At 70.5% G+C, this 21,243-nt stretch carries 20 protein-coding genes; 8 read left to right on the top strand and 12 right to left on the bottom strand.

Translation table 11 applies throughout. The annotated features are described in order from the left end of the window. Window positions 1-51 precede the first annotated feature (51 nt). Window positions 52-1,392 carry a hypothetical protein gene (locus ACNNMR_RS36975; RefSeq protein ID WP_419999075.1) on the top strand — a complete coding sequence of 447 codons (1,341 nt, stop codon included), beginning with the start codon at window positions 52-54 and terminating at the stop codon, window positions 1,390-1,392. Here the strand turns inward: ACNNMR_RS36975 and ACNNMR_RS36970 are convergent. Next, window positions 1,379-2,083, bottom strand: coding sequence for a FadR/GntR family transcriptional regulator (locus tag ACNNMR_RS36970; RefSeq protein WP_419999074.1), 705 nt, complete (start codon window positions 2,081-2,083; stop codon window positions 1,379-1,381). The two genes, ACNNMR_RS36975 and ACNNMR_RS36970, sit on opposite strands and share 14 nt — an antisense overlap. 165 nt (window positions 2,084-2,248) lie before the next feature. On the opposite strand from ACNNMR_RS36970, the gene ACNNMR_RS36965 reads away from it, so the two are divergent. From ACNNMR_RS36965 to ACNNMR_RS36950, 4 genes are read left to right on the top strand one after another with little or no spacing between them, the layout of a single operon-like run. After that, window positions 2,249-3,484 carry an aminotransferase class V-fold PLP-dependent enzyme gene (locus ACNNMR_RS36965; protein WP_419999073.1) on the top strand — a complete coding sequence of 412 codons (1,236 nt, stop codon included), beginning with the start codon at window positions 2,249-2,251 and terminating at the stop codon, window positions 3,482-3,484. Window positions 3,485-3,498: 14 nt separating this feature from the next. Beyond that, window positions 3,499-4,812 carry an ABC transporter substrate-binding protein gene (locus ACNNMR_RS36960; protein WP_419999072.1) on the top strand — a complete coding sequence of 438 codons (1,314 nt, stop codon included), beginning with the start codon at window positions 3,499-3,501 and terminating at the stop codon, window positions 4,810-4,812. Then, window positions 4,809-5,786 (top strand): carbohydrate ABC transporter permease, encoded by a 978-nt coding sequence (locus ACNNMR_RS36955; protein ID WP_419999071.1) that lies wholly within the window; start codon window positions 4,809-4,811, stop codon window positions 5,784-5,786. Before ACNNMR_RS36960 ends, ACNNMR_RS36955 begins: the two co-directional genes overlap by 4 nt. Then, on the top strand, window positions 5,783-6,619 hold the full coding sequence (locus ACNNMR_RS36950) for a carbohydrate ABC transporter permease (protein ID WP_419999070.1): 837 nt from the start codon (window positions 5,783-5,785) through the stop codon (window positions 6,617-6,619). Before ACNNMR_RS36955 ends, ACNNMR_RS36950 begins: the two co-directional genes overlap by 4 nt. A 68-nt stretch (window positions 6,620-6,687) precedes the next feature. Here ACNNMR_RS36950 and ACNNMR_RS36945 read toward each other — a convergent pair whose 3' ends face one another. The 3 genes from ACNNMR_RS36945 to ACNNMR_RS36935 are packed head-to-tail and all read right to left on the bottom strand — an operon-like array spanning window position 6,688 to window position 8,320. Continuing rightward, window positions 6,688-7,131: an SRPBCC domain-containing protein gene (locus ACNNMR_RS36945; RefSeq protein ID WP_419999069.1), complete on the bottom strand. Its 444-nt coding sequence runs from the start codon at window positions 7,129-7,131 to the stop codon at window positions 6,688-6,690. After that, on the bottom strand, window positions 7,128-7,481 hold the full coding sequence (locus ACNNMR_RS36940) for an ArsR/SmtB family transcription factor (RefSeq protein ID WP_419999068.1): 354 nt from the start codon (window positions 7,479-7,481) through the stop codon (window positions 7,128-7,130). The genes ACNNMR_RS36945 and ACNNMR_RS36940 overlap by 4 nt, the downstream gene beginning before the upstream one ends. Before the next feature lie 59 nt (window positions 7,482-7,540). Then, window positions 7,541-8,320, bottom strand: coding sequence for an NAD(P)H-dependent oxidoreductase (locus ACNNMR_RS36935; RefSeq protein ID WP_419999067.1), 780 nt, complete (start codon window positions 8,318-8,320; stop codon window positions 7,541-7,543). Window positions 8,321-8,477: 157 nt separating this feature from the next. On the opposite strand from ACNNMR_RS36935, the gene ACNNMR_RS36930 reads away from it, so the two are divergent. Continuing rightward, the gene (locus tag ACNNMR_RS36930) at window positions 8,478-9,335 is read left to right on the top strand and encodes a helix-turn-helix transcriptional regulator (RefSeq protein WP_419999066.1); all 858 of its coding nucleotides are present in this window, start codon (window positions 8,478-8,480) and stop codon (window positions 9,333-9,335) included. 12 nt (window positions 9,336-9,347) lie between these two features. Here the strand turns inward: ACNNMR_RS36930 and ACNNMR_RS36925 are convergent, their stop codons facing one another. Genes ACNNMR_RS36925 through ACNNMR_RS36895 form a run of 7 tightly spaced genes read right to left on the bottom strand, consistent with a single transcriptional unit; the run spans window position 9,348 to window position 17,754 of the window. Next, window positions 9,348-9,965, bottom strand: a complete 618-nt coding sequence (locus ACNNMR_RS36925) for a hypothetical protein (RefSeq protein ID WP_419999065.1) — start codon at window positions 9,963-9,965, stop codon at window positions 9,348-9,350. After that, complete coding sequence (locus ACNNMR_RS36920; RefSeq protein ID WP_419999064.1) at window positions 9,962-12,004, bottom strand: DUF4962 domain-containing protein; 2,043 nt, start codon at window positions 12,002-12,004, stop codon at window positions 9,962-9,964. The genes ACNNMR_RS36925 and ACNNMR_RS36920 overlap by 4 nt, the downstream gene beginning before the upstream one ends. Next, complete coding sequence (locus tag ACNNMR_RS36915; RefSeq protein WP_419999063.1) at window positions 11,997-13,811, bottom strand: heparinase II/III domain-containing protein; 1,815 nt, start codon at window positions 13,809-13,811, stop codon at window positions 11,997-11,999. The genes ACNNMR_RS36920 and ACNNMR_RS36915 overlap by 8 nt, the downstream gene beginning before the upstream one ends. Continuing rightward, window positions 13,799-14,578 (bottom strand): SDR family NAD(P)-dependent oxidoreductase, encoded by a 780-nt coding sequence (locus ACNNMR_RS36910; protein ID WP_419999062.1) that lies wholly within the window; start codon window positions 14,576-14,578, stop codon window positions 13,799-13,801. The genes ACNNMR_RS36915 and ACNNMR_RS36910 overlap by 13 nt, the downstream gene beginning before the upstream one ends. A 29-nt stretch (window positions 14,579-14,607) precedes the next feature. Then, window positions 14,608-15,495: a carbohydrate ABC transporter permease gene (locus ACNNMR_RS36905; RefSeq protein WP_419999061.1), complete on the bottom strand. Its 888-nt coding sequence runs from the start codon at window positions 15,493-15,495 to the stop codon at window positions 14,608-14,610. Next, a complete protein-coding gene (locus ACNNMR_RS36900; protein ID WP_419999060.1) occupies window positions 15,485-16,447 on the bottom strand; it encodes a carbohydrate ABC transporter permease in 963 nt (320 codons plus the stop codon). Before ACNNMR_RS36900 ends, ACNNMR_RS36905 begins: the two co-directional genes overlap by 11 nt. Before the next feature lie 5 nt (window positions 16,448-16,452). Next, window positions 16,453-17,754 (bottom strand): ABC transporter substrate-binding protein, encoded by a 1,302-nt coding sequence (locus ACNNMR_RS36895; RefSeq protein ID WP_419999059.1) that lies wholly within the window; start codon window positions 17,752-17,754, stop codon window positions 16,453-16,455. A 187-nt stretch (window positions 17,755-17,941) separates the two neighbouring features. Here ACNNMR_RS36895 and ACNNMR_RS36890 point away from each other — a divergent pair, with 187 nt between their 5' ends. Next, window positions 17,942-19,003, top strand: coding sequence for a LacI family DNA-binding transcriptional regulator (locus tag ACNNMR_RS36890; RefSeq protein WP_419999058.1), 1,062 nt, complete (start codon window positions 17,942-17,944; stop codon window positions 19,001-19,003). Further along, window positions 19,000-20,007 (top strand): hydroxyacid dehydrogenase, encoded by a 1,008-nt coding sequence (locus ACNNMR_RS36885; RefSeq protein ID WP_419999057.1) that lies wholly within the window; start codon window positions 19,000-19,002, stop codon window positions 20,005-20,007. Before ACNNMR_RS36890 ends, ACNNMR_RS36885 begins: the two co-directional genes overlap by 4 nt. 6 nt (window positions 20,008-20,013) lie before the next feature. Here the strand turns inward: ACNNMR_RS36885 and ACNNMR_RS36880 are convergent, their stop codons facing one another. Beyond that, the gene (locus tag ACNNMR_RS36880) at window positions 20,014-21,195 is read right to left on the bottom strand and encodes an abortive phage infection protein (protein WP_419999056.1); all 1,182 of its coding nucleotides are present in this window, start codon (window positions 21,193-21,195) and stop codon (window positions 20,014-20,016) included. Window positions 21,196-21,243 lie beyond the last annotated feature (48 nt).

Genomic DNA, 21,243 nt, shown 5'->3' with positions numbered 1-21,243 from the left:
GGTGCGGCGCCATCGCCCCGCCGCCATCCCCCGCCCGCCTAGCGTGACGGCGTGATCGACAACCGGCGCGGCCGCACCCTCGACGTGCTCACCGCCACCCTCGCCGCCGCCCTCTTCGCCGTCGCCGCGGGCATCGGCCACTGGCTGGCCCGGGCGTACGACACCCCGAAGGTCGACTGGCCGCCGCTCTACGCCGACTGGCTGCCGCACACCGGCCCCGGCAGCCTCGCCGCGGCAGCGATCGCGGTGGCGGTCGTGTCGTACGGGCCGACCGTCACCCGCGCCCTGCCCTGGCGGGCGCTGCTCGCCGCGACCTGGCTGGCGTCGACGGCCTGGCTGTGGTCGCTCGCACTCATCGACGGCTGGCACCGCGGCGTCGCGGACCGGCTGACGACCAAGCACGAGTACGTCCAGCCGGACGTCATCGCCCGGCTCGCCGACCTGAGCCACGCGCTGCGCACGTACACGGACCACATCCTCCTCGACTCCCCCGACAACTGGCCCGCCCACCTCGCCGGCCATCCCCCGGCCGCCGGCATGACCTTCATGGCGCTGCACCGTCTCGGCCTGGGCGGCGGCGCCTGGGGCGCGGCGTTCGTCATCACCGTCGCGGGCTCGGCGGCGGTCGCGGTGCTCGTCACGCTCCGCGCGCTGACCGGGGAGGACACGGCCCGTACCGCCGCGCCCTTTCTGGTCCTGGCGCCGTGGGCGATCTGGGCGGGCGTCTCGGCAGACGGCTACTTCGCGGCGGTGGCGGCGTGGGGCATCGCGCTTGTCGCGGTGGCGGCAACCAGCGCCGGACGCACGCCCCTGACCGCCCTCGCCGCCGGCCTCCTCCTCGGCTGGTCCCTCTACCTCTCCTACGGCCTGACCCTCATGGCCATCCCCGCCCTCACCGTCCTCTGCCTCACCCGCACCCTCCGCCCACTCCCCTGGGTCCTCCTCGGCATCGCCGCCGTCGCGATCGCCTTCACCGCCTCCGGCTTCGACTGGTACGAGGGCTACCGCACCCTCCACGAGCGCTACTACCAGGGAGTCGCCCGCATCCGCCCGTACTCCTACTGGGTCTGGGCCAACCTCGCCTGCGCCGCGGCCGTCGCGGGCCCCGCCGCAGCCGCCGGCCTCCGCCGCGCCTTCGCCGCCACGACGCGGCGCGCGACTCCTGACCACTGCCGCGCCCTCGCCTGGCTGGCGCTCGCCGGGCTCGCCGCGCTCCTGGCCGCCACGCTCTCAGGCCTCAGCAAAGCCGAGACCGAGCGCATCTGGCTCCCCTTCACCCTCTGGCTGCTCCCCGCCGCAGCCCTGCTCCCCCGCCAGGACCACCGCCGCTGGCTGGCCGTCCAAGCGGGCATCGCCCTGGCGCTCAATCACCTCCTGCTCACGGGTTGGTGACGCCGTCCTCCTCCACCGGCGGCATGAACGCCCGCAGCCACCGCTCCGTCTGCGCGACATGCGCCTCCGCGGCACCCGCCGCCGCCCCCGGATCACGCTCAGCGATCGACGTGGCCATCAGCCGGTGGTCCGCATCGCTCTTACGACGCATCTCCGGCCCCTCCGGCAGCGTAAAGACCTGATACTTCCGCGACCGCGCCCGGAAGACCGACAGCAGCGACGCCAGCGTGGGATTGCCGCCGATACGGGCGATCTCCGCATGAAAGCGATGATCGAGATCCGACGACTCGGTGGGGTCGGCGGTGGCCTCCATCGCCTCGATGAGCGCGAAGAGACCAGCCACTTCCTCCTCGCTCCGCCGCGCCGCCGCCATCGCCGCCACATGCGCCTCCAGCACCCGCCGGATCTCGTAGATCTCCAGCAGCCCGGGCAGCGGCAGCAGTTCGAAGGTCAGCAGCAGGCTGCGGATCACGTCCTCGGGCCGCAGCTGGCAGACATACGTGCCGGAGCCATGCCGCGGCTCGACCACCCCCAGCGCCGCGAGCATCCGCACGGCCTCGCGCAACGGCCCGCGGGAGACGCCCAGTTCCTCGCAAAGGTCGCTCTCCGGCGGGATCCGCTCCCCCGGGCCGAGGCGCCCCGTGGCGATCATGTGCCGTAGGCCGTGGAACGCCTTGTCTACTGCGGACATCGGTCTCCTCCCATAGATGACTCACGATCTCACCTCAGAGTCATCTGATGACTTTTACATTTCTACCCTTGCCGAGCCGGAAACCGCCATGCCAGGATGCCGAGTCATCCAGAGTCATCATACGAATCAGGGCCCGAACCCCGCACGAAGCACATCTGGAGTCCAGTGAGCGACACCGAGGTCACCACGGCACCGCCGCGTCCCCTGCGGCTCGCCGACGACCGCCCGGCGACCGACGCGTGGTCCCTCGACCCCGCGATCCGGCACCTGAATCACGGCTCCTTCGGCGCCGTCCCGCGAGCCGCCCAAGAGCGCCAGAGCCTCCTGCGCGCCGAGATGGAGCGCTCCCCGGTGGTGTGGTTCCCGGCGCTCCCGCGCCGGATCGCCGCCGCCAGAACCGAGATCGCCGCCTTCCTGCGGACCGCCCCCGACGACCTCGCCCTCGTCCCGAACGCCAGCGCCGGCGTCAGCGCCGTATACACCTCGCTCCCCCACCACCCGGGCGGCGAGATCATCGTCACCGACCACGGCTACGGCGCCGTGACCATGGGCGCCGAGCGCCTCGCCCGCCGCTGGGGCGGCCGGGTCCGTACGGCCCGCGTGCCGCTCGCCGCGGACGCGGACGCGGCGTACGAGGCGGTGGCCGCCGAGCTCACCGACGCCACCGCGCTCATCGTCGCCGACCACATCACCTCCGCCACCGCCCGCCGCCTCCCCGTCGGCCGGATCGCCGCCGAGGCCCGCCGCCGCGGCATCCCGCTCCTGGTCGACGGCGCCCACGCGCCCGGCCTCATCGACGCCCCCCTCGAAGGCGTGGACTGCGACTTCTGGGTCGGCAACCTGCACAAATGGGGCTGCGCCCCCCGCGGCACCGCGGCCCTCATCGCCCGCGGCCCGCTCCGCGACCAGCTCCACCCCCTCATCGACTCGTGGAGCGCCGCGGAGCCGTACCCCATCCGCTTCGACCAGCAGGGCACGCTCGACGCCACCAACTACCTCGCCGCCCCGGTCGCCCTCGACTTCATCGAGCAGACCTGGGGCTGGCCCGCCGCCCGCCGCTACATGGACGAGCTCGCCGACTACGGCGCGGCGGTCATCGGCGCCGCGGTCTCCCGCCTGACCGGCGAGGACGCGACGGCCGTCGACGTCGGCATGCCGGTGCCCGGGATGCGTCTCGTACGGCTCCCGGACGGCCTCGCGAACGGCCGCATCGCCGCCGACGAGCTGCGCGACCGGGCCGCGAGCGAGCTGGGCGTCGAGGCCGCGTTCACCAGCTTCGGCGGGGAGGGCTTCCTGCGCCTGTCCGCCCACGTCTACAACACCCCGGCCGACTACGAGTACTTCGCCGAGGCCTGCGTCCCCGTCCTCGGCGACTGGGCCCAGGCCGCCCGCAACGACTAGGAAGAGGTCAGCCCATGACAAAGCTCGTGCGCAATGGCACCACGGCCGTGGCCCTCGGCACCGCCGCCACGCTGGTCCTGTCCGGCTGCTCCGCGATGAGCGGCGAATCCGGCGGGACGGTCACGCTCAACATGGTCGAGAGCCTGACCAACCCGACCCGTACGGACCTCCTCAAGGACCTCATAGCGGACTTCGAGAAGCAGCATCCGAAGATCAAGGTCAACCTGATCTCGCCGCCCACCGAGCAGGCCGACCAGAAGATGCAGCAGATGCTGCAGTCCGGCAGCGGCGTGGACGTCCTCGAGGTCCGCGACCTCACCGTCGGCCCGTGGTCGACCAATGGCTGGCTCTACGACATGAAGAAGGACCTGAAGGGCTGGAAGGGCTGGAAGGCGATGACGGACAACGCCGTCAACGCCGGCGAGTTCATCAAGGGCCACTCGTACTTCGTCCCGTACGGCTTCTACGGGCTGAGCCTCTTCTACCGCACCGACCTCATCAAGGAGGCGGGCTTCAGTAAGCCGCCGGCCAGCTGGTCCGACCTGCAGAAGCAGGCCACGAAGATCCACGACCCGGCGAAGCGCCGCTACGGCTACGCCTTCCGCGGCGGCGCCAACGGCAACAGCAATGTCACCGCCGCCATCTCGGCGTACGTCGCCGACAAGATCGACCCCGAGAACGGCTACCAGCTCAAGGACGGCAAGACCATCTTCTCGGCCCCCGAGGCCCAGGACGCCGTCGACATGTACTTCGACCTCTTCAAGAAGGCCTCCCCCAAGTCCTCCGTCTCCTGGGGCTACCCGGAGGTCGTCGAGGGCTTCTCCAACGGCTCCACCGCGTTCCTCCTCCAGGACCCGGAGGTGATCGCGACCGTACGGGAGTCGAAGGCGGTCACCGAGAAGCAGTGGAACACCGCCCCGCTGCTGACCGGGCCGAGCGGCAAGACCGTCCAGCCGCTGGCCACCGCCGGATGGGGCATCGCGAAGGGCAGCAAGCACAAGAAGGAGTCCGTCGAGCTGGTGAAGTTCCTGTCCGAGGGCAAGGCCTCGACGACCTTCTCCAAGAAGAACAGCCTGGTCCCGATCCAGAAGGCCGCGGCCTCCGACCCCTTCTACAAGTCCGGCCCCTGGTCCAGCTACGTGACGATGACCAAGAACCCGGAGAAGTACCAGAACGTCGTCCAGCCGCGCAGCGTCGCCTGGTGGACGGAGTGGGAGCAGAAGGCCGACGCCGACGTGCAGAAGGTGCTGCTCGGCAAGATGAAGCCGAAGCAGCTGCTGGCCGAGTGGGACGCCTTCTGGACCAAGAAGTGGAAGCAGGACAAGTGAAGGTCGCGTCGCCCGCACGAGGAGTGAAGGCCGCGCCGCCCGGCGGCCGGTCCGCTACGGGCCGCGCCCCCGGCCGCTGCAAGCGCGAGTTCACCACCCGCCGCGGCCTCGTCATCGCCGCCTATATGGCCCCGGCCGCGATCTTCGTGGCGATCTTCACGTACTACCCGATGGTCGCGGGCAGCCAGATGGCCTTCCGTAACTGGAAGCTGGCGGACCTGACCGACACGTCCTGGGTGGGCCTGAAGAACTTCCACGACGTCTTCGCCGACCCGGCGTGGGGCACGGTGCTGTCCAACACCGCGATATGGGTGGTCGCGTCGATCGTCCCGCAGCTGGTGATCGGCTTCGCGCTCGCGCTGTGGCTGCGCCGCCGCTTCCGCTTCCGCGGGGTGTATCAGGCGCTGATCTTCTTCCCGTGGGCGATCTCCGGGTTTCTGATCGGGATCCTCTTCCGGTGGCTGTTCAACGGCGAGTTCGGGGTGGTCAACGACCTGCTGCAGAAGGCGGGTCTGATCGATGAGCCGGTCGCGTGGCTGTCGGATCCGAAGACCGCGATGTTCGCGGTGATCGTCGCCAACACCTGGTACGGCGTCACCTTCTTCGCGATCATGATCCTGGCCGCGCTGCAGTCCATCCCGGACGAGCTGTACGAGGCCTCGGCGCTCGACGGCGCGGGCAAGGCCAGGACGCTGTTCCAGATCACCATCCCGTACATCAGGACCACCCTCGCGCTGACCGTGCTGCTCCGGGTGATCTGGATCTTCAACTTCCCCGACCTGATCTTCGGCATGACCGGGGGCGGGCCGAACAACGAGACCCACATCGTGTCCACCTGGATGATCAAGATCACCCAGCAGGGCGACTACGGCCGGGCCTCCGCCATCGGCCTCCTCATCGTCGCCGGCCTGCTGCTCTTCGCGATCTTCTTCCTGCTGGCCACGCGGGAGCGCAAGGAGGCGAAGCCGCGATGATCGGCAAGGAGACCAGGCCGGGCCGCGCCGTAAAGATCGCCTTCCTCAGCCTGTGGCTGCTCTTCACGATCTTCCCGCTGTACTGGATCGCCATCACCTCGCTGAAGGCGCCGGGCGACATCTTCACGTACCCGATCTCGTACTGGCCGGAGACCTTCTCGCTGGAGAACTACCGCGGCCTGTTCGGCAAGGCGAACTTCGGCACGTACCTGACGAACAGCATCATCGTCGCGACGGTGGCCGCCACGGTGGCGACGGCGGTCTCGATGCTGTCGGGATACGTACTGGCCCGCTTCGAATTCCGCACGAAATCAGCGCTGCTGATGGCGGCGCTGGTCACCCAGATGATCCCGGCCTTCATCGCACTCGGCCCGCTCTACCTGCTCATGACCGACCTGCAGATGGTCGACAACCGCTTCGGCCTGATCCTGGTCTACGTGGCCGTCTGCATCCCCTTCTGTACGGTCATGCTCCGCGGCTTCTTCGAGAACATCCCCGACGCGCTTGAAGAGGCCGCCATGATCGACGGCCTCTCCCGCTTCGCGACACTCTTCCGGGTGCTGCTGCCGGTGATGCGCCCCGGGATCATCGCCGCCTTCATCTTCAACTTCGTCAACTGCTGGAACGAGCTGTTCCTGTCGGTGACGCTGATGAACAGCGACGACACGAAGACCATCCCGACGGCCCTGAACGGCTTCATCTCCAGCTTCAACATCGACTGGGGCTCGATGTCGGCGGCGGCAGTGCTGACGATCGCCCCGACGATGGTGCTCTTCGCCTTCGCGAGCCGGCACATTGTGCAGGGGCTGACGACGGGGGCGGTGAAGGGCTAGGAGGCGAGCGGGCCGCCCTCGGTCACACCGGCGACGGCGTCGACGACCGGGCGGTCGATGGAGGGACGTCAGCTGGGGGTCACCTGGCGGCCGAGGGCGTCCAGCCAGTCGCCGGTGCCCTGTTCGCGCCATTCGGGCTGTTCCTGGTCGTCCAGGAAGGTGCCCTGTTCGGTGAGCACCAGGCGGGTGCCGTCGCCGTCGGGGGCGAAGCGCACGGTGGTCAGCGATACGGTCGACAGGATGTCGTCGGCGAACAGGGCCGTGGTGTACACGATGCGCTCGTCGGGGACGATGTCGCGGTACTCGCTCCGCGCGACGAGGTCGACCCCGTCGCCGCCGTGCACGGCCTCGGTGCCGCCGACGCGGAAGTCCAGCGCGTAGCGCGCGTCCTGGGCGGCGAACCACTTCGCCTTCGTTTCGCGGTCGGACCAGGCCGCGAAGACCGCGGCGGGCGCGGCGGCGTAGGTCCGCTCCAGGGTGAACGTACTGTGTTTTACCGAGTGGTTGGTCATGATCCTGACTCCTTCGGCTGATCGTCGCTCTCGTCGAGGACCGCGCCGAGGCGGTCCAGGCGGTGCTCCCACGCCGTGCGCTGGCGCTGCAGCCATGCCTCGGCGTGGCGCAGGCCGGCCGGATCGATCTGGCAGGTACGGACCCGCCCGGCCTTCTCCGACCGCACCAGCTCGCTGTCCTGCAGCACCCGCAGATGCTGGACTGTCGCGGCGACGGTCACCCCGAGCAGGGCCGCCAGCTCGCTCACGGTGGCCGGGCCCCGGGTGAGGCGCTCGACCACCGCCCGCCGGTTCGCGTCCGCGAGCGCGTGGAACACGCGGTCGGCTGCTTCCGCATCACGCTTAAGCATGTACTTAACTTTACCGGGCAGCCTGGGAAAGTCAAGTGGGCACTTAAGTATTGGCGTCCCTAGCCGCGGACGTGGAGCCCGAATCCCTTCCGGCCCACCGGCTCCAGACCCTCCTTGAGCTGCAGCGACGGGATCTCGTAGTCGCCGAAGTTCTGCCGCCGGAAGGCGATCGGCTCGGTCGTCTCCAGGGTGCGCAGGCGGTGGTCCCAGGCCTTGGCGGCGTCCCGGTACTCCTCCGCGGACATCCGGTCGGTGCCGTGCAGCACGAAGGGCGGCAGCACCTCTATGCCCGGGTAGTAGAGGACGCCGTGCTGGATCGGGAAGAGGAGATCGTCGATCGGCCCGTTGATCCCGCGCTCGGCATAGTGCGACTCCGGGCCGCCGACGGTCACCGACAGCAGCGCCCGCCGGCCCGTGAGCGTGCCTTCGCCGAAGCGCTCGCCGTACTTGGTGGCGCTGTGCTCGCCGACTCCGTACGCGAAGTGGTAGGTGAAGACGCGGTCCACCCAGCCCTTGAGGATGGCGGGCATCGAGTACCACCACAGCGGGAACTGGAAGATGATCGTGTCCGCCCACAGCAGCTTCTCCTGCTCGGCGCGGACGTCGGGGGTGAGGGTCCCGGCGTCGAAGGCGCGGCCCGAGTCGCGGGCGACCTTGAGCGGGCTGGAGGCGGCGGGCCCGTAGTCGTCGGCGTCGGCCACCGCCTTCCAGTTCATGGCGTACAGGTCGCTGACCTGGACCTCGTGTCCGGCGGACGCAAGGGTGGAGACGGCGAGGTCTTTCAGGGAGCCGTTGAGGGACTGCGGCTCGGGATGGGCGTGGACGATGAGCGTCTTCATGCTGAAGTCCTTCGGATTCACAAGGCATTCGGATCGGATGCCTTCGATCGTGGCGGAAGCGGCGCCCGCTGTTCAGGGGCGCCGCTTCCGTCGGACCGGACTTCCTGGTATTCGCAGGGCCACCCTCGCGGCCGCGGGGCGCGCGCATACTGGAGGAATGGACGATCTTGCGGGCTTCCTGCGGACCCGGCGCTCCCGGGTCGACCCGGCCACCGTCGGCATCCCCACCGACACCCGGCGCCGGGTCGAGGGCCTGCGCCGCGAAGAGGTGGCGCACCTGTCCGGCGTCAGCGTCGACTACTACGTACGCCTGGAGCAGGGCCGCGCCACCCAGCCCTCGGCCTCGGTGCTGGACGCCCTCGCCCGCGTCCTCGGCCTGGACGAGACCGAGCGCGAGCACCTCGACCGCCTCGCCCGCCAGCCCCGCCGCCGCGCGAAGACGCCGGGCGGCCGGGTCCGCCCCGAGCTGCTGCGCACCCTCGACCTGGTCCCCGACGCACCGGCGCTCATCGTCGACCACCGCCTGGACGTGCTCGCCGGGAACCGCCTGGCCGGCCTCCTCTACGGCCGCCCGCTCCCCGGCCTGAACACCGCCCGCCACATCTTCCTGGAGGAGACCGAGCGCGGCCTGTACGCGGACTGGGAGACCTGCACTCTGGACGTGGTCGGCCACCTGCGCCTGGCGGCAGGCAAATACCAGGACGACCCGCGCCTGGCCTCCCTGATCGGCGAACTGTCGATAAGCAGCGACCGCTTCCGCCGCCTATGGGCCCGCGCGGACGTCCGCGCCCGCACCCACGGCCGCAAGGCCTACCACCACCCCCTGGTCGGCCTCCTGGAACTCCACCAGGAGAACTTCGCCCTCCCGGACGCCTCCGGGATGGAGCTACTGGTCCTCTCCGCGCCCCCGGGCAGCCCGACAGAGGACAGCCTCCGCCTCCTGGCGAGCCTGACCGCGACCAGCGATGCGACACATCCCGCACCCAGCACAGAAGCCGCCCGGACCCGCGAGTGACGGCCCCACCCGCTACGCCGTCGACACCTCTCGCGTCAGTGGCCGCTTCCCGGCCCCGGCGGCAGGTGCGTGCAGGGAGAGGCCGAGCATCAGAGGCAGGGTGGGGCCGAGGAGCAGTGGGCCCAGTGGGATGGGCAGGGCGGCCAGTGGGGCGATGACCAGGACCGCGAGCAACAGCAGGCCGCGGCGTGGGGTGCCGTACGCGAAGACCAGGGCCGCGCGTCGGCGGCGGGCCGGTGGCTCGGTGGTGGTGACGACCGCGAGGGCGAGGCAGTACAGAGCCAGGGCGGCGATCAGCATCAGCTGGACCGGCAGCAGCAGATAGCCGACGGAGGCGGGACGGCCCCACAGGAAGGCGGTGTTGGCCGCCAGCAGCGCCAGTGCGGCGGTGGCCATGACGCTCTCCCGCCACAGCTCGCGCCACAGGCGCGGGAATGCGGCGAAGACCCCGGTGAAGCAGCGCCCCACGCCGTCGGTGCGCCAGCTCTGGAGCACGTACGCCGCCGCGGCAAGCGCCGGGAGCCATGTGACGACGCCGAGCGCGAGCACGCAGAACGCCGCGCCCGCGAGCGCCGGATACGCCACGAACTCCATCAGCCGCAGCGCCTTGCGCTCCCAGCCGCCGGTCATTGCAGCACTCCTGTGAACGGCTCGTCTGATATGTGCACGTCGAGCCCTTCCCGTTCGACCCGGGTCGCCGCCACCGCGGCGGTGCGCCCGCCCGAGAGGATCAGCGCCGCGGCGTCTGCCCGTATCCCCGGTGCCTGGATGTGCCGGGCGGCCGGCGACAGCAGCACCGTCTCCGCGTCCGCGCCGTCGCCTCCGCCGAGGCGGACCGCGTGCCCCGCAGTGGCCTCGATTCGTACGGGAGCGGCCGGCACCGCGTCCAGCGACGAGCCGCACTCGTACACCGTCAGGAAGCTGGCCTGCGTGCGCGGCTCCGTCGTGAAGTGCAGGGTCTGCAGGGTCTTTTCGATCTTCAGGCTGGGGGTGGAGGAGGTCGGGTTGGCCTCGATCGGGGTGGGGTGCTGCGAGGTGGCGACCGCGTGCGGGGCGAGGCGGGTGAGGCGGGCGTGGGCCGGGCCGGAGGCGAGGAGCCAGCTGTGGTGGTCGAGTTGTTCCTGCTGCCAGTCGGCGTGCACGGCGTACGTCCACGCTCGCGGCTCGTCCGCCGCCAGGATGTCCAGGATGACCGTGCGGCCCAGCGGGGTGACCACGAGAGTGCGGTCCAGGCAGGTGACGCCCAGCTCCGCCGGGAACATGCACGCCGTCTCCGAGGTGGCGTGCGCGAAGCCGTCCGCCGCCAGGACGTCGCGCAGGCGCGGCCGTCGGTCGTACGGGATGCCCTTGTAGACGTGGTAGCGGTCCTCGTCGGCCCAGCCGTGGCCGTCGACCAGGACGAGGTTGTGGTGGGCGGCGCGCTTGCGGTTGCTGTAGCCCTCGTCGACCGCGAGGAAGGCGCCGTGCGAGGCGATGACGAAGGCACCCGAGTCGGGGTGGTGGTGCCCGGCGCTGGCGGCGTCCCAGCCGGTCTCGCGGCGCAGTTGCTCGCCCTGCTCCCAGGCGCCGTGGCCGCCGCCCGGGGCGGACTTGAAGGAGACGACGGTGGCGTCGGGGTCCCAGCCGGTACGGGCGGTGAGCTGGCCGAGGTCCGGGAAGTACGCCGTACGCGGCTCGGCGGAAGGGGCGCGGGCCGGCACCGACGGGTCGTACCAGAGCAGCTCCAGGAAGCACTCCGGCATTACGCCGGGGCGCACCCCCGAGGCGTATGCCTCGCGCCAGAAGTGCTTCTCGGCGACGAGGTCTCCGAGCCACTGGGCGGTCGCGTCGCCGTAGGCGGCGGCGAGGCGGTAGTAGAGCGCGACGCTGTGGCCGCTGCGGCGGTCGTGGCAGTCGCCGTGGTCGATGTTCTCCTCGAAGCCGCCGCTCGCGAACTGGTGCAGCCGCCAGCGGGTCGTATTGCGCAGAAAGTCGCAGTCCTTGAAGAGGTCCGCGCCCTCCTGGTCGAGGACCAGGTCGGCGTGGATGGCGAGCCACGGGACGCCGTAGCGCCAGTAGACGACGCCCTCGGAGTCGGAGCCGTCTTCCGGGAGCCGGCGCAGCACCTCTTCGAGATTGGCGCGCGCCGCGTCGGACCAGTCGCGGCGGCCGAGGGCGTAGCCGGCGGTGGCAAGCCCGGTCCAGCAGATCCAGTTGTGGTTCTGCCAGTAGGCGTCGGTCCACCAGGTGTTCTTGTGCTGCGATACGTACTCCCAGAGGCGCTCGCCCTGGAGCTCGAGCTTCGCGCGCAGCTGCTTGCGGCGGGTGGGGGGCAGGTCGTCGCCGAGCCAGTCGTACGCGAGGGAGAGGCCGTGCAGCAGCCAGCCCGCGTCGAGGTCGTGGTCGGGCATGTGGGCCTTGCCCCAGTGGGGGTACGACGTGCAAGTGTCGATCCAGCGCCAGGCCTCTTCGAGGTAGCCGCGGCGGCCGGTGAGGCGGTACGCGAGGGCGAGATTGGCGGCGGCCGGGCCGAAGTACGTGATGGAGGCCCGCGGGTGCTCGGCGGGCGGCGCCTGGCCGCGGTACCAGTCGCACTGCTCGTACAGCCGCCGCCACTGCGCGGCGCGGGTGTCGCGCAGCTCGCGGCGGAGGGCGTCGAGGCGGCCGTCGAGGAGGAGCACGTCAGTCACCTATCCGGTGGTCGTGGGTGGAGCCGTCGGTGAGGACGACCGTCGCCGTGTCGTCGCTCAGGCGCAGGTCGCGGAGGTGGGAGCGGCCTCGGTGGTACGCGGAGACGAAGACGGCGCGGCGGCCGTGGACCGACCAGTCGGCGCCTTGGCAGGGGCGGGAGGGGTCGTCGGCGGGGCCGGGGTGGGGGTGGAGGGTGAACTCGGCGGAGGTGGCGGAGGAGCGGTGCAGGCCGCTGAGGACCGGGCCCTCGCCCTCACCCCAGACCGTGCTGACGGTCCCGTCGGGCCCCGTGACCGCTTCGAAGCGTACGGCCGGGCGGAGGTGAGCGGTCAGCGTGCGCTCGTCGGCGGACTCGATGGTGAGGACGTCGAGGAGGTAGCTGTCGGCAGGGATGAGGGTGCGAGTGGCGTGCACGCCGTCGTACGCGCCCTGGCAGCTGCCACCACCCTGGCCGGCCGGCAGCGCGTCGACCTTCAGCTGGTCATCGCCGTCCACGGTGAACGTCGGGTGCGCGGCCGCCGACGCGTAGTACTCCCGGAAGTGCCGGTGTCCGTACGGGACCTGGCCCGGGTCGGGCTGCCAGGCGGCGCCGTCGCCGTAGAGGTACAGGGCGAGCTTGTCCTGGTGGCCGTGGCTGCCGCCGTGCGGCCCGGCGTCGAGGACGGCGTGGATCCCGGCGGCGCGGATGACGGTGTAGCCGGCGTCGGGGAAGGTGCGGCGGATGGTTTCGTACGGCCAGGAGAGCGGCTCGCCTCGGAACCAGTCGCGCAGGTCGGCGGGCGGCTCTGGGGTACGGGCCGCCGCCCAGGCCAGCACTTTCGCGAGCGGCTCGCCCTCGTACAACTGGTGCGCCAGCAGGCACACTTCCCGCAGTTCAGCGAGAGCGGCTTGGCGGCGGTACGGGCCGTCGTGCAGCTCGGGCAGCTCGCCGGAGGGCGTCGCGATGCCCTGCAGGACGGCAATCATCGCGGCGAGGCGATCGGCGTCGTCCGGGGACAGGGCCGCCGGGTCCGTACCACGAAGGCTGAGGAGATACGCGCGAAGCACGAAGAGGTGGTAGTACGTGCTGCCCTCCCACTCCCAGCCGTCGGGGTGGGTGGCGATCGCGGGATGGCCGCGTAGTGGGCCGGGGCCGGAGTTCCGCGACACCACCGAAAAAACGTGGTGGTCGGCTGGGGCTCGGTGCTGGGTTTTTTCGGCGGCGTCGCTCCACTCCGGCCCCTCCTTGCGTCGGCGGGCTGCGGTTATGCAGGTGGTTGCGGCGGCGTTCAGCCAGGCCGTGTAGTTCGAGCTCTCCTTGCCGTCGGCGATCAACTTGTCGCGGGCCTGCTCGGCCGCCGCCGCGAGGCCGGCGAGCATCGGCTCGGCCGCGGGTGGTGCTTCGGCGCCGAGGCTGCGGGCCGCGTGCGCGATGTTCACCGCCCAGATGGCCTCGGTGAGGGCCTGGTGGAAGATGCGGCCGCGGAGCATCCAGCCCTGCGCCCCGGCGTGCAGCTCGCCCTCGGCGGTCAGCTCGGCGTACAGCTTCGCGTACGCCTCCAGCCCCGCCGCGGCCGCGGCGCGGTCCTCGTCCGCGCTCGACGCCGCCAGCTCGCGCAGGCGCAGCGCGCACGCCTGGTGCGCCAGCACCGTCCAGGCGCCGCGGATCTCGGGCGTGTCCAGGCGGCAGCCGTGCGCGCAGGCGGCGCCGCCCTCCGGGAAGGTCCCGGAGAGCAGGCCGTCGTGGGCGAGTTCGGTGCCGTGCACCGGGCAGACGTACTGGTGCCACCAGCCGCCGCGGTCGCGCGGGAGGGTCAGCGGGGCCATGCGCCGCCGCCGATGTCGAGGGTGGTGCCGGTGAGGTAGCCGGCCTCGGCGGAGGCGAGGTAGACGGCTGCGCCGGCGACGTCTGAAGGGACGCCGCCGCGGCCTACCGGCAGGCTGCCGGTGATCTTGTTCTGCACCTCGGGCGCGGTGAACGTGCCGTGGAAGGCCGTGTCACCGATGAAGCCGGGGGCGAGGGCGTTGGCGGTGATGCCGTCCTTGCCGAGCTCCTTGGCCAGGCCCTTGGTCAGGCCGATGACGCCGGCCTTCGCGGCCGCGTACGCCACCGCGCCGGGGCCGCCGCCGTCGTGGGCGGCCTGCGACGCCATGGTGATGACGCGGCCGCGGCCCGAGGCCTTGAGGTGCGGCAGCGCCGCCTTCACCGTGCGGTACGTGGAGCCGAGGTTGACGTCGAGGACCTTGCCCCAGTGCGCCTCGTCCATGTCCGCGACCGGGACCCTGGCGATGAGGTGGCCGGCGTTGGTGACGAGGATGTCGAGGCCGCCGAGGAAGCCCGTGGCCTCGTCGATCAGGCGGTCCACCTGGGCCGGGTCCGTCACGTCCGCCTGCAGCGCCTTGGCCTTGACGCCGAGCCCGGCGATGTCGCTCGCCACCTGCTCCGCGCCGGCCGCGCTGTGCCCATAGTGGACGACGACGTCGGCGCCTGCGGCGGCGAGGCCGCGGGCTATCGCGGCGCCGATGCCGTGGCCGGCTCCGGTGACGAGGGCGCGGCGGCCGGTGAGCTCGAAGGGCATTGCTGGTGTCTCCATATCGATAAGGCGATTAATTGGCACCGGAGTTACTTGATCCCGGCATTCACGAAGCCCTGCACGAAGTAGCGCTGGGTGAAGAGGAAGAGCAGGACCATGGGGATGGTGGCCAGCGTCGTGCCCGCCATCAGGAAGCCCCAGGCGGTCTGGTCGGCCTGCTGGAAGGATGCGAGCCCGACCTGGATGACGCGCAGGTTGGAGTCCTGGGTGACGATCAGCGGCCAGAGGAAGTTGTTCCAGCTGTCCTCGAAGGTGATCAGGGCGACGGTCGCGATGGCCGGTTTGACCAGCGGCGTCATGACGCGGAGGAAGATGCCGAATTCGCTGAGGCCGTCCATCCTCGCCGCCTCCTCCAGCTCGCGCGGCAGGGAAAGGTAGAACTGCCGGAAGAGGAAGATCGCGAAGGGGGTGAGGGCGCCGGGCACGATCAGCGCCCACCAGGAGTCCAGCCAGCCGTTGCCGCCGCGGCCGAGGAAGTCGTTGCCGCCGAAGAACGGCATGCCCTTGGCGATCAGATACTGCGGGATCAGCTTGGCGTAGGTCGGGATCATCATGGTGGTGAGCACGCCCATGAAGATCACGGTGCGGCCGCGGAACGGCACCCGGGCCAGGGCGTATCCCGCCATCGACGCCAGCGCCAGATTGATGACGGTGTGGCCGATGGAGATGATCAGGCTGTTCTTGAAGTACGTGCCGAAGGGCGCGTAGTCGAGCATGTCCGGGTAGTTGGACCAGTGCCAGTCGTGCGGCAGCAGCGTCGGCGGGTACTGGGCCAGCTCGCTCTCGCCCTTGAGCGACGAGACGATCATCCAGAAGAACGGGATGGCCATCGAGAGCGAGATGAGGATGAGCGCCGTATGCAGGAGGATGCGGCGGGCCTTCTGCGGCGCGGACTTGAGTGCCGTGTCAGCGGACATCTTCCTCCTTCCCCGTGAACCGCCGGCTGATCAGCGTGAGCACCAGCAGGAAGGCGAAGAGCACCACGCTCTGCGCCGCCGCCGGACCCATGCGGAACTGCTGGAAGGCCGTCTTGTAGATCTCGTAGGTCATGACGGTTGTTGAGTTGTTGGGGCCGCCCTGCGGGGTGAGGATGTACACCTGGTCGAAGACCTGCAGGGCTCCGATCATCGAGATCACCAGGACGAAGAAGGTGGCCGGCTGGAGGAGGGGCAGCGTGATCGAGAAGAACTGCCGGGTCTTGGACGCGCCGTCCAGCTCGGCCGCCTCGTAGACATCCTGCGGCAGGCCCTGGAGGGCGGCTAGGTAGATCAGCATCTTGATGCCGATCCCCTTCCAGATGGTCACGATGATCACGGCCCAGATCGCGTAGTCCGGGTCGTTCGCCCAGGCGGGGCCGTCGATGCCGACCCAGCCGAGCATGGTGTTCACGAGGCCGATGCGCGGTTCGAGCATCCACAGCCAGACCATCGAGATGGCGACGGTCGCGGTGACGTGCGGCATGAATACGGCGGTGCGGTACCAGGCGCGGCCGCGCAGCTTGTTGTTGAGCAGTACGGCGATGACCACCGCGATCGCCATGGCCACCGGCACGGTGAAGAAGGTGATGACGACGGTGTGCCAGATCGAGGAGGTCCAGTTGGGGTCCTCGAAGATCTGCCGGAAGTTGTCGATGCCGACGAAGCGGCCGGTGCCGGCGAGGATGTCGTAGTTGGTGAAGGCGAGCGCGATCGTCGCGACCACGGGTATACCGATCCACCAGACGAGGTGGATGACGGCGGGGGCGAGCATGAAGTAGGCGGTGCGGCGGCGCTCGTGACCGAATTTTCTGCGGGTGGGCCGTGGCGCCGGGGTGCTCGCCCGCGAGGCGGGGCGGCGGCCCGTATCGGCGGCCGGGGTCAGCTGGGTCATCGTCGTCACCAGCTCCTGTTGATGTAGGTGTGGGCCTTGTCGGCGAGCTGCTGGAGGGCCTTCTGCGGGCTGGCCTTGCCGAGCAGGGCGCTCTCGACCGCGGGCTTGAACTCGTCGCGGATCTCCAGCCAGGCCGGGATGCCGCCCTCGGAGAAGGCCGCGTCCAGGTGGTCCATGGCGAAGGAGACGAGCTTGTTGTCCGTGACGTACGCGGAATCCTTGGCGCTGTTCGCCGCCGGGATGTTGCCGCGGGCGGCGGCGGCCTTCAGGCAGACCTCCGCGCCGGTGAGGAAGTCGATCAGCTTCTTGGCGGCGGCCTGGGACTTGCTGCGCGAGGACATCGTGGCGAGCGTGCCGCCCTGGAACATCGCCGGGCGCTCCTGCTTCAGCAGGAAGGCGCCGATCAGGTCTTCCTTGATCAGCCGCGGATTCTTCTCCTTGTACATCTTCCACTGGTCGTTGTGGCCGATCATCATGGCCGCGCGGTCCTGGGTGATCGGGGAGACCAGGGCGCCCTTCTGGGTAAAGCCGATTTCCTCGGTTTTGTCCGTACGGATGATGTCGGTCATCCACTGGAGGGCGTCGATCGCCTCCGGTGAGTCGAAGACCGGTTTGCCGTTTTTGAACAGGTCGGCGCCGTAGGCCCACATGATGGGCAGGAAGGTCTGCCGGGGGTCGTTGCTGAGGATGTCGATGCCGGCCCGCTTGAGCTTGCCGCCCTCGCGGACGGTGAGCTCCTTGCCCATCTCGCGCATCTCGGCGAGGTCCTTGGGCGGCTGGTCGATGCCGGCATCGGCGAAGATGTCCTTGCGGTAGATGCCGATACGGGTGTCGAGGACGATCGGGCGTGCGTACACCTTGCCCTCGTAGACGCCGGGATCGACGACCCGCGGGTTGTAGATCTTCGCGAGCCCGGCGCGGGTGTCGCCCAGTTCGGCCAGCACCTTGCGCTTGGCGAAGGGTGGGATCCATCCGGCGCCCATGAGCATCACGTCGTACGGCTGGCCGCCGGCGAAGGCGGTGGTGAGCTTCTCGTTGAGCTTGTCGTAGAGCGTGTGGTCGATCTGGACGTCGATGCCCGGGTGCTTGTCGGTGAACTCGGCGACCATGGACTCGAGGAGCTTCTGCCCCTTGGCATCGTCGAAGAGCGGGCTGAGCATGCGCAGGGAGCCGGTACCGTCTCCTTTCGCCCCGGCCGCACCGGGCGCGGGGCCGCCACACGCGGACAGCGCCGCGCCCGCGGCCGCCGCGGCACCGACCCCGAGCAGACGCCTCCTGGACAGGGACGATGCGGATATGGAACGCATGGCTGAACTCCCATCGGCGGGATGCGGCACGGCAGTTGCCGCGGTATTTCCCGGGATCAGTTGGTCTTGCGTCTGCGGTGGTGCATCGGTTTACTGGTACATCGATGCACGAAGACTAGGAATGCCTTGAGGGGCTGTCAATGGTTCGGAAACATCTCGGTAATGTGCGCTGCAGGAGGCTGGGTACGTGAGTGGTGTAACGATCTACCAGGTGGCCAAGGCTGCGGGGGTCTCACCCAGCACCGTTTCCAACCTGCTCAACGGCCGGCACGGCAAGATGCAGCCGGAGACCCGGGAGCGCGTGGAGTCGGCGATAGCCCGTCTCGGCTACCGCCCGAACCGGGCCGCGCGACAGCTGCGCACGGGCCGTATCCAGATGCTCGGTCTGGTCGTGCCGTCGGTGGCCAACCCCTTCTGGGGCACGTTCGCGCGGCGGCTGGAGGCGGCCGCGCTGGCGGAGGGTTTCTACGTGCTGCTGTGCAACAGTGAGCGCGACCCGGCGCGGGAGCGCGGCTACGTGGAGGAGTTGTGGGGCGACGGCATCGGCGGCGTGGTGCTGTGCTCGTCGCTGCCCTCGCTCGACCACGTACGACCGGTGGTGGAGCAGGGCATGGGCCTGGTGGCCTTCGACCGCACCGCGCAGCCGGGAGACCCAGAGTCGGTGGTGAACATCGGCACCGACAACGTCCTCGGCGCCCAGCTCTCCACCCGCCACCTGCTGGAACTCGGCCACGAGCGCTTCGCCTTCGTCTCCGGCTCGATCGGCTCGATCAACCGCTCCGAGCGCTATCACGGCTTCCGCAGCGCGCTCGAAGCGGCGGGCGTGGCGGACGCGGACGTGACCGTGTGGTCGGGGGCCACGGGGAAGAACTTCGACGACCGGGACGCCGCCGAGATGGGCCGGGCGGCGGCCAGGGAGCTGCTGGAGGCGCCTCATCCGCCGACCGCGATTGTCGCGATCAACGACATCTGCGCGCTGGGGGTGTGCGCGGGGGTGCGCGATGCGGGGCTTGAGGTCGGGCGGGATGTGTCGGTGGTCGGCTTCGACGACATCATGCTCGCGCAGATGGCGATGCCGGGGCTGACGACGGTGCGGCAGCCGGTGGCGGAGATGGCGGCGGCGGCGTTCACGACGCTGCGGGAGCGGCTGGAGGAGGACGAGCCGGGGGCGGGTCACTCGATGCTGCATCGGCCGGAGCTGGTCGTCCGCGATTCGACGCGGCGGCCGGGTGCGGGTGGGGAGGTGTGACCGGCGTCGGGTCCGCCACGATCGCCGTCGTCATGGAGGAGCGGCTGCGGAGCCTCTTCTTCACCCCTGAGCTGTGGCGCGAACTGGAGCACCTCGGCCGCCTCCAGGTCTGCGGGACCTCACCCGCCGAGGCGGCGGCCCATCTCCGTAACGCCGAAGTCGTGATCACCGGCTGGCGCAGCCCCCGCCTCGACGCCGGCCTACTGGCCGCGGCACCCCGCCTGCGCCTGGTCGCGCACAGCGGCGCGGCGGTCCGCTTCCTCGTCTCCGACGAGCTCTTCGCCCGCGGGATACGGGTGAGCCAGACCGGCGAGGCGATGGCGCCCGCCGTCGCCGAGGTGGCCCTGACCTTCACGCTCACCCTGCTGCACCGCATCCACCGCTTCGACCACGCGCTGCATACGGACGCCGACTTCGACGCACTCCGCTATCCCGACCAGCCGGCCCGCGAGCTGCGCGGCACCCAGATCGGCGTCATCGGCGCCTCCCGCACGGGCCGTGCGTACCTGGAGATGATCCGCGCGCTGGGCGCCCGCCCGCTGCTCACCGACCCGCACATCAGCGCCGAGCGCGCGGCCGCACTCGGCGCCCGGCTCGTACCGCTCGATGAGCTGATGGCCGGCTGCCGGGTCGTCGCCGTACACGCGCCGAGCATCCCGGCGACCCGCCACATGATCGGCAAGCGCGAGCTCGCCCTCATGCCGGACGGCGCGGGCCTGGTCAACACGGCCCGCTCGGCGCTGATCGACACGGCGGCGCTCCTCGACGAGCTGCGTACGGGCCGCATCGACGCCGCCCTCGACGTTTACGACGAGGAGCCCCTGCCCGCGGACCACCCCCTGCGCACCCTCCCGAACGCGCTGCTCACCCCGCACCAGGCGGCGGCGGCCGTACAGGTGCGGCAGCGCCAGGGCCGCATCGTCGTGGACGAGATCGCACGTTGGCTGGCCGGCGCGGCCCTCCGGCACGAGATCACCGAGGAGATGCTGGCCACCACCGCGTGAAACGGCTCAGGGACAACGCCGGTAGCGCTCGGCAAGCGCGCGGTACGCCTCCTTGGGCTCCCAGTGCCAGGGGGAGTTGGGGTCGGCGGGGGTGTCGCGGACGGTCTTGACCAGGGCGTACGTGGCCATATCCAGGTCGCGGCGGGGGTCGCCCGGCCAGTGGGGCGCGTCGGCGCTGATGAACTCGAAGGCGTGGGCCGCGTAGAGGTCCATGCTGTCGAAGACGTCGAAGAGCTCTGTTACGTACCGCGCCTGCGTCCGCTCGCTCCGTACCAGCGGCTTGGAGAGCTCCGGCGGCTGCTTGGTGTAGTCGATGACGTCCCAGGCCATGCCGCCGTCGGCCGGGGCGCCGCGGTAGGCGCAGGTGCCGAATTCGGCGATCGCCAGGGGCTTGCCGAAGCGTTGGTAGCGGCGCAGCTCGCGCACGTAGTCGGAGCGCTTCTGGTGGTACGAGTAGTAGTCGATGCCGACGATGTCGAAGAGGTTCCAGTCGACCTCGTCGTCCTGAGCGGCGGCGTAGCTCAGCGGGCCGCGGAAGACGGAGCGGCCGACGGCCGCCGCCTTGGCGGTGAAGCGATTCAGGCGCCGCTGCACCTTCTCGAAGTCGAGGTTGCCGCTGGTGAGGTTCTCGATCCGTTCGACGGCATTGGCGCCGGGGATGATGCCGGGGACGAAGAGCTGGAACTCGCAGCCGACGCTCAGCTCGACGCCGGCGCCATGGCGGCGCAGCCCCTCGGCGTGCCGGCCGACCTCGGCGAGGTGCTCGAGGATCTCCCGCTGCGGCCGGTCCCCCAGCGTCGGCTCGGCACGCACCTGCAGGCCGTGCTCGGCGGCTTCCTGCGCGGTGGCGGTCAGCCGCTTCACGCCGTCCCCGGTGACCTTGATGGAGTTGGCGTGCAGGTCGTGCTTGATCGCTCGGACGTCGGCCCGCATGCGGGCGGCGCTGAAGGCGGTGGCCGGGCTCTCGCCCGAACCGATGGTGTAACAGACCCCGCGATACCGGACGCCGCGCCCGGCGCCGGAATTGGCGTGTGGTGCGGTTCCGGACGCGGGCGTTGCCTGGCTTCGGCCGGCGCCGGCCAGGATCGTGGCGGCGCCCAGCGCCGTGGCGGTAGCGAGGAGCCGTCGCCGGCTGGTGGCGCTCTGCGGGGCGCTGCGCCCCTGGTCTCGGGCAGTGTGCTCATCCATGCCCTCGAAGCTATGGCGGCAGAACCGGCCCGCACCTCAGCCACCCGG

The sequence above is a fragment of the Streptomyces boninensis genome (assembly GCF_048572725.1).
Taxonomy (GTDB): domain Bacteria; phylum Actinomycetota; class Actinomycetes; order Streptomycetales; family Streptomycetaceae; genus Streptomyces; species Streptomyces boninensis.
This window is presented reverse-complemented; position numbering and strand designations above follow the sequence as displayed.

Excerpts from the sequence above, each read along its gene's own strand:
- ACNNMR_RS36970 (WP_419999074.1), bottom strand. The coding sequence starts at position 2,083 with ATGTCCGCAGTAGACAAGGCGTTCCACGGCCTACGGCACATGATCGCC.
- ACNNMR_RS36960 (WP_419999072.1), top strand. The coding sequence starts at position 3,499 with ATGACAAAGCTCGTGCGCAATGGCACCACGGCCGTGGCCCTCGGCACC.
- ACNNMR_RS36950 (WP_419999070.1), top strand. The coding sequence starts at position 5,783 with ATGATCGGCAAGGAGACCAGGCCGGGCCGCGCCGTAAAGATCGCCTTC.
- ACNNMR_RS36945 (WP_419999069.1), bottom strand. The coding sequence starts at position 7,131 with ATGACCAACCACTCGGTAAAACACAGTACGTTCACCCTGGAGCGGACC.
- ACNNMR_RS36940 (WP_419999068.1), bottom strand. The coding sequence starts at position 7,481 with ATGCTTAAGCGTGATGCGGAAGCAGCCGACCGCGTGTTCCACGCGCTC.
- ACNNMR_RS36935 (WP_419999067.1), bottom strand. The coding sequence starts at position 8,320 with ATGAAGACGCTCATCGTCCACGCCCATCCCGAGCCGCAGTCCCTCAAC.
- ACNNMR_RS36930 (WP_419999066.1), top strand. The coding sequence starts at position 8,478 with ATGGACGATCTTGCGGGCTTCCTGCGGACCCGGCGCTCCCGGGTCGAC.
- ACNNMR_RS36925 (WP_419999065.1), bottom strand. The coding sequence starts at position 9,965 with ATGACCGGCGGCTGGGAGCGCAAGGCGCTGCGGCTGATGGAGTTCGTG.
- ACNNMR_RS36915 (WP_419999063.1), bottom strand. The coding sequence starts at position 13,811 with ATGGCCCCGCTGACCCTCCCGCGCGACCGCGGCGGCTGGTGGCACCAG.
- ACNNMR_RS36910 (WP_419999062.1), bottom strand. The coding sequence starts at position 14,578 with ATGGAGACACCAGCAATGCCCTTCGAGCTCACCGGCCGCCGCGCCCTC.
- ACNNMR_RS36905 (WP_419999061.1), bottom strand. The coding sequence starts at position 15,495 with ATGTCCGCTGACACGGCACTCAAGTCCGCGCCGCAGAAGGCCCGCCGC.
- ACNNMR_RS36900 (WP_419999060.1), bottom strand. The coding sequence starts at position 16,447 with ATGACCCAGCTGACCCCGGCCGCCGATACGGGCCGCCGCCCCGCCTCG.
- ACNNMR_RS36895 (WP_419999059.1), bottom strand. The coding sequence starts at position 17,754 with ATGCGTTCCATATCCGCATCGTCCCTGTCCAGGAGGCGTCTGCTCGGG.
- ACNNMR_RS36880 (WP_419999056.1), bottom strand. The coding sequence starts at position 21,195 with ATGGATGAGCACACTGCCCGAGACCAGGGGCGCAGCGCCCCGCAGAGC.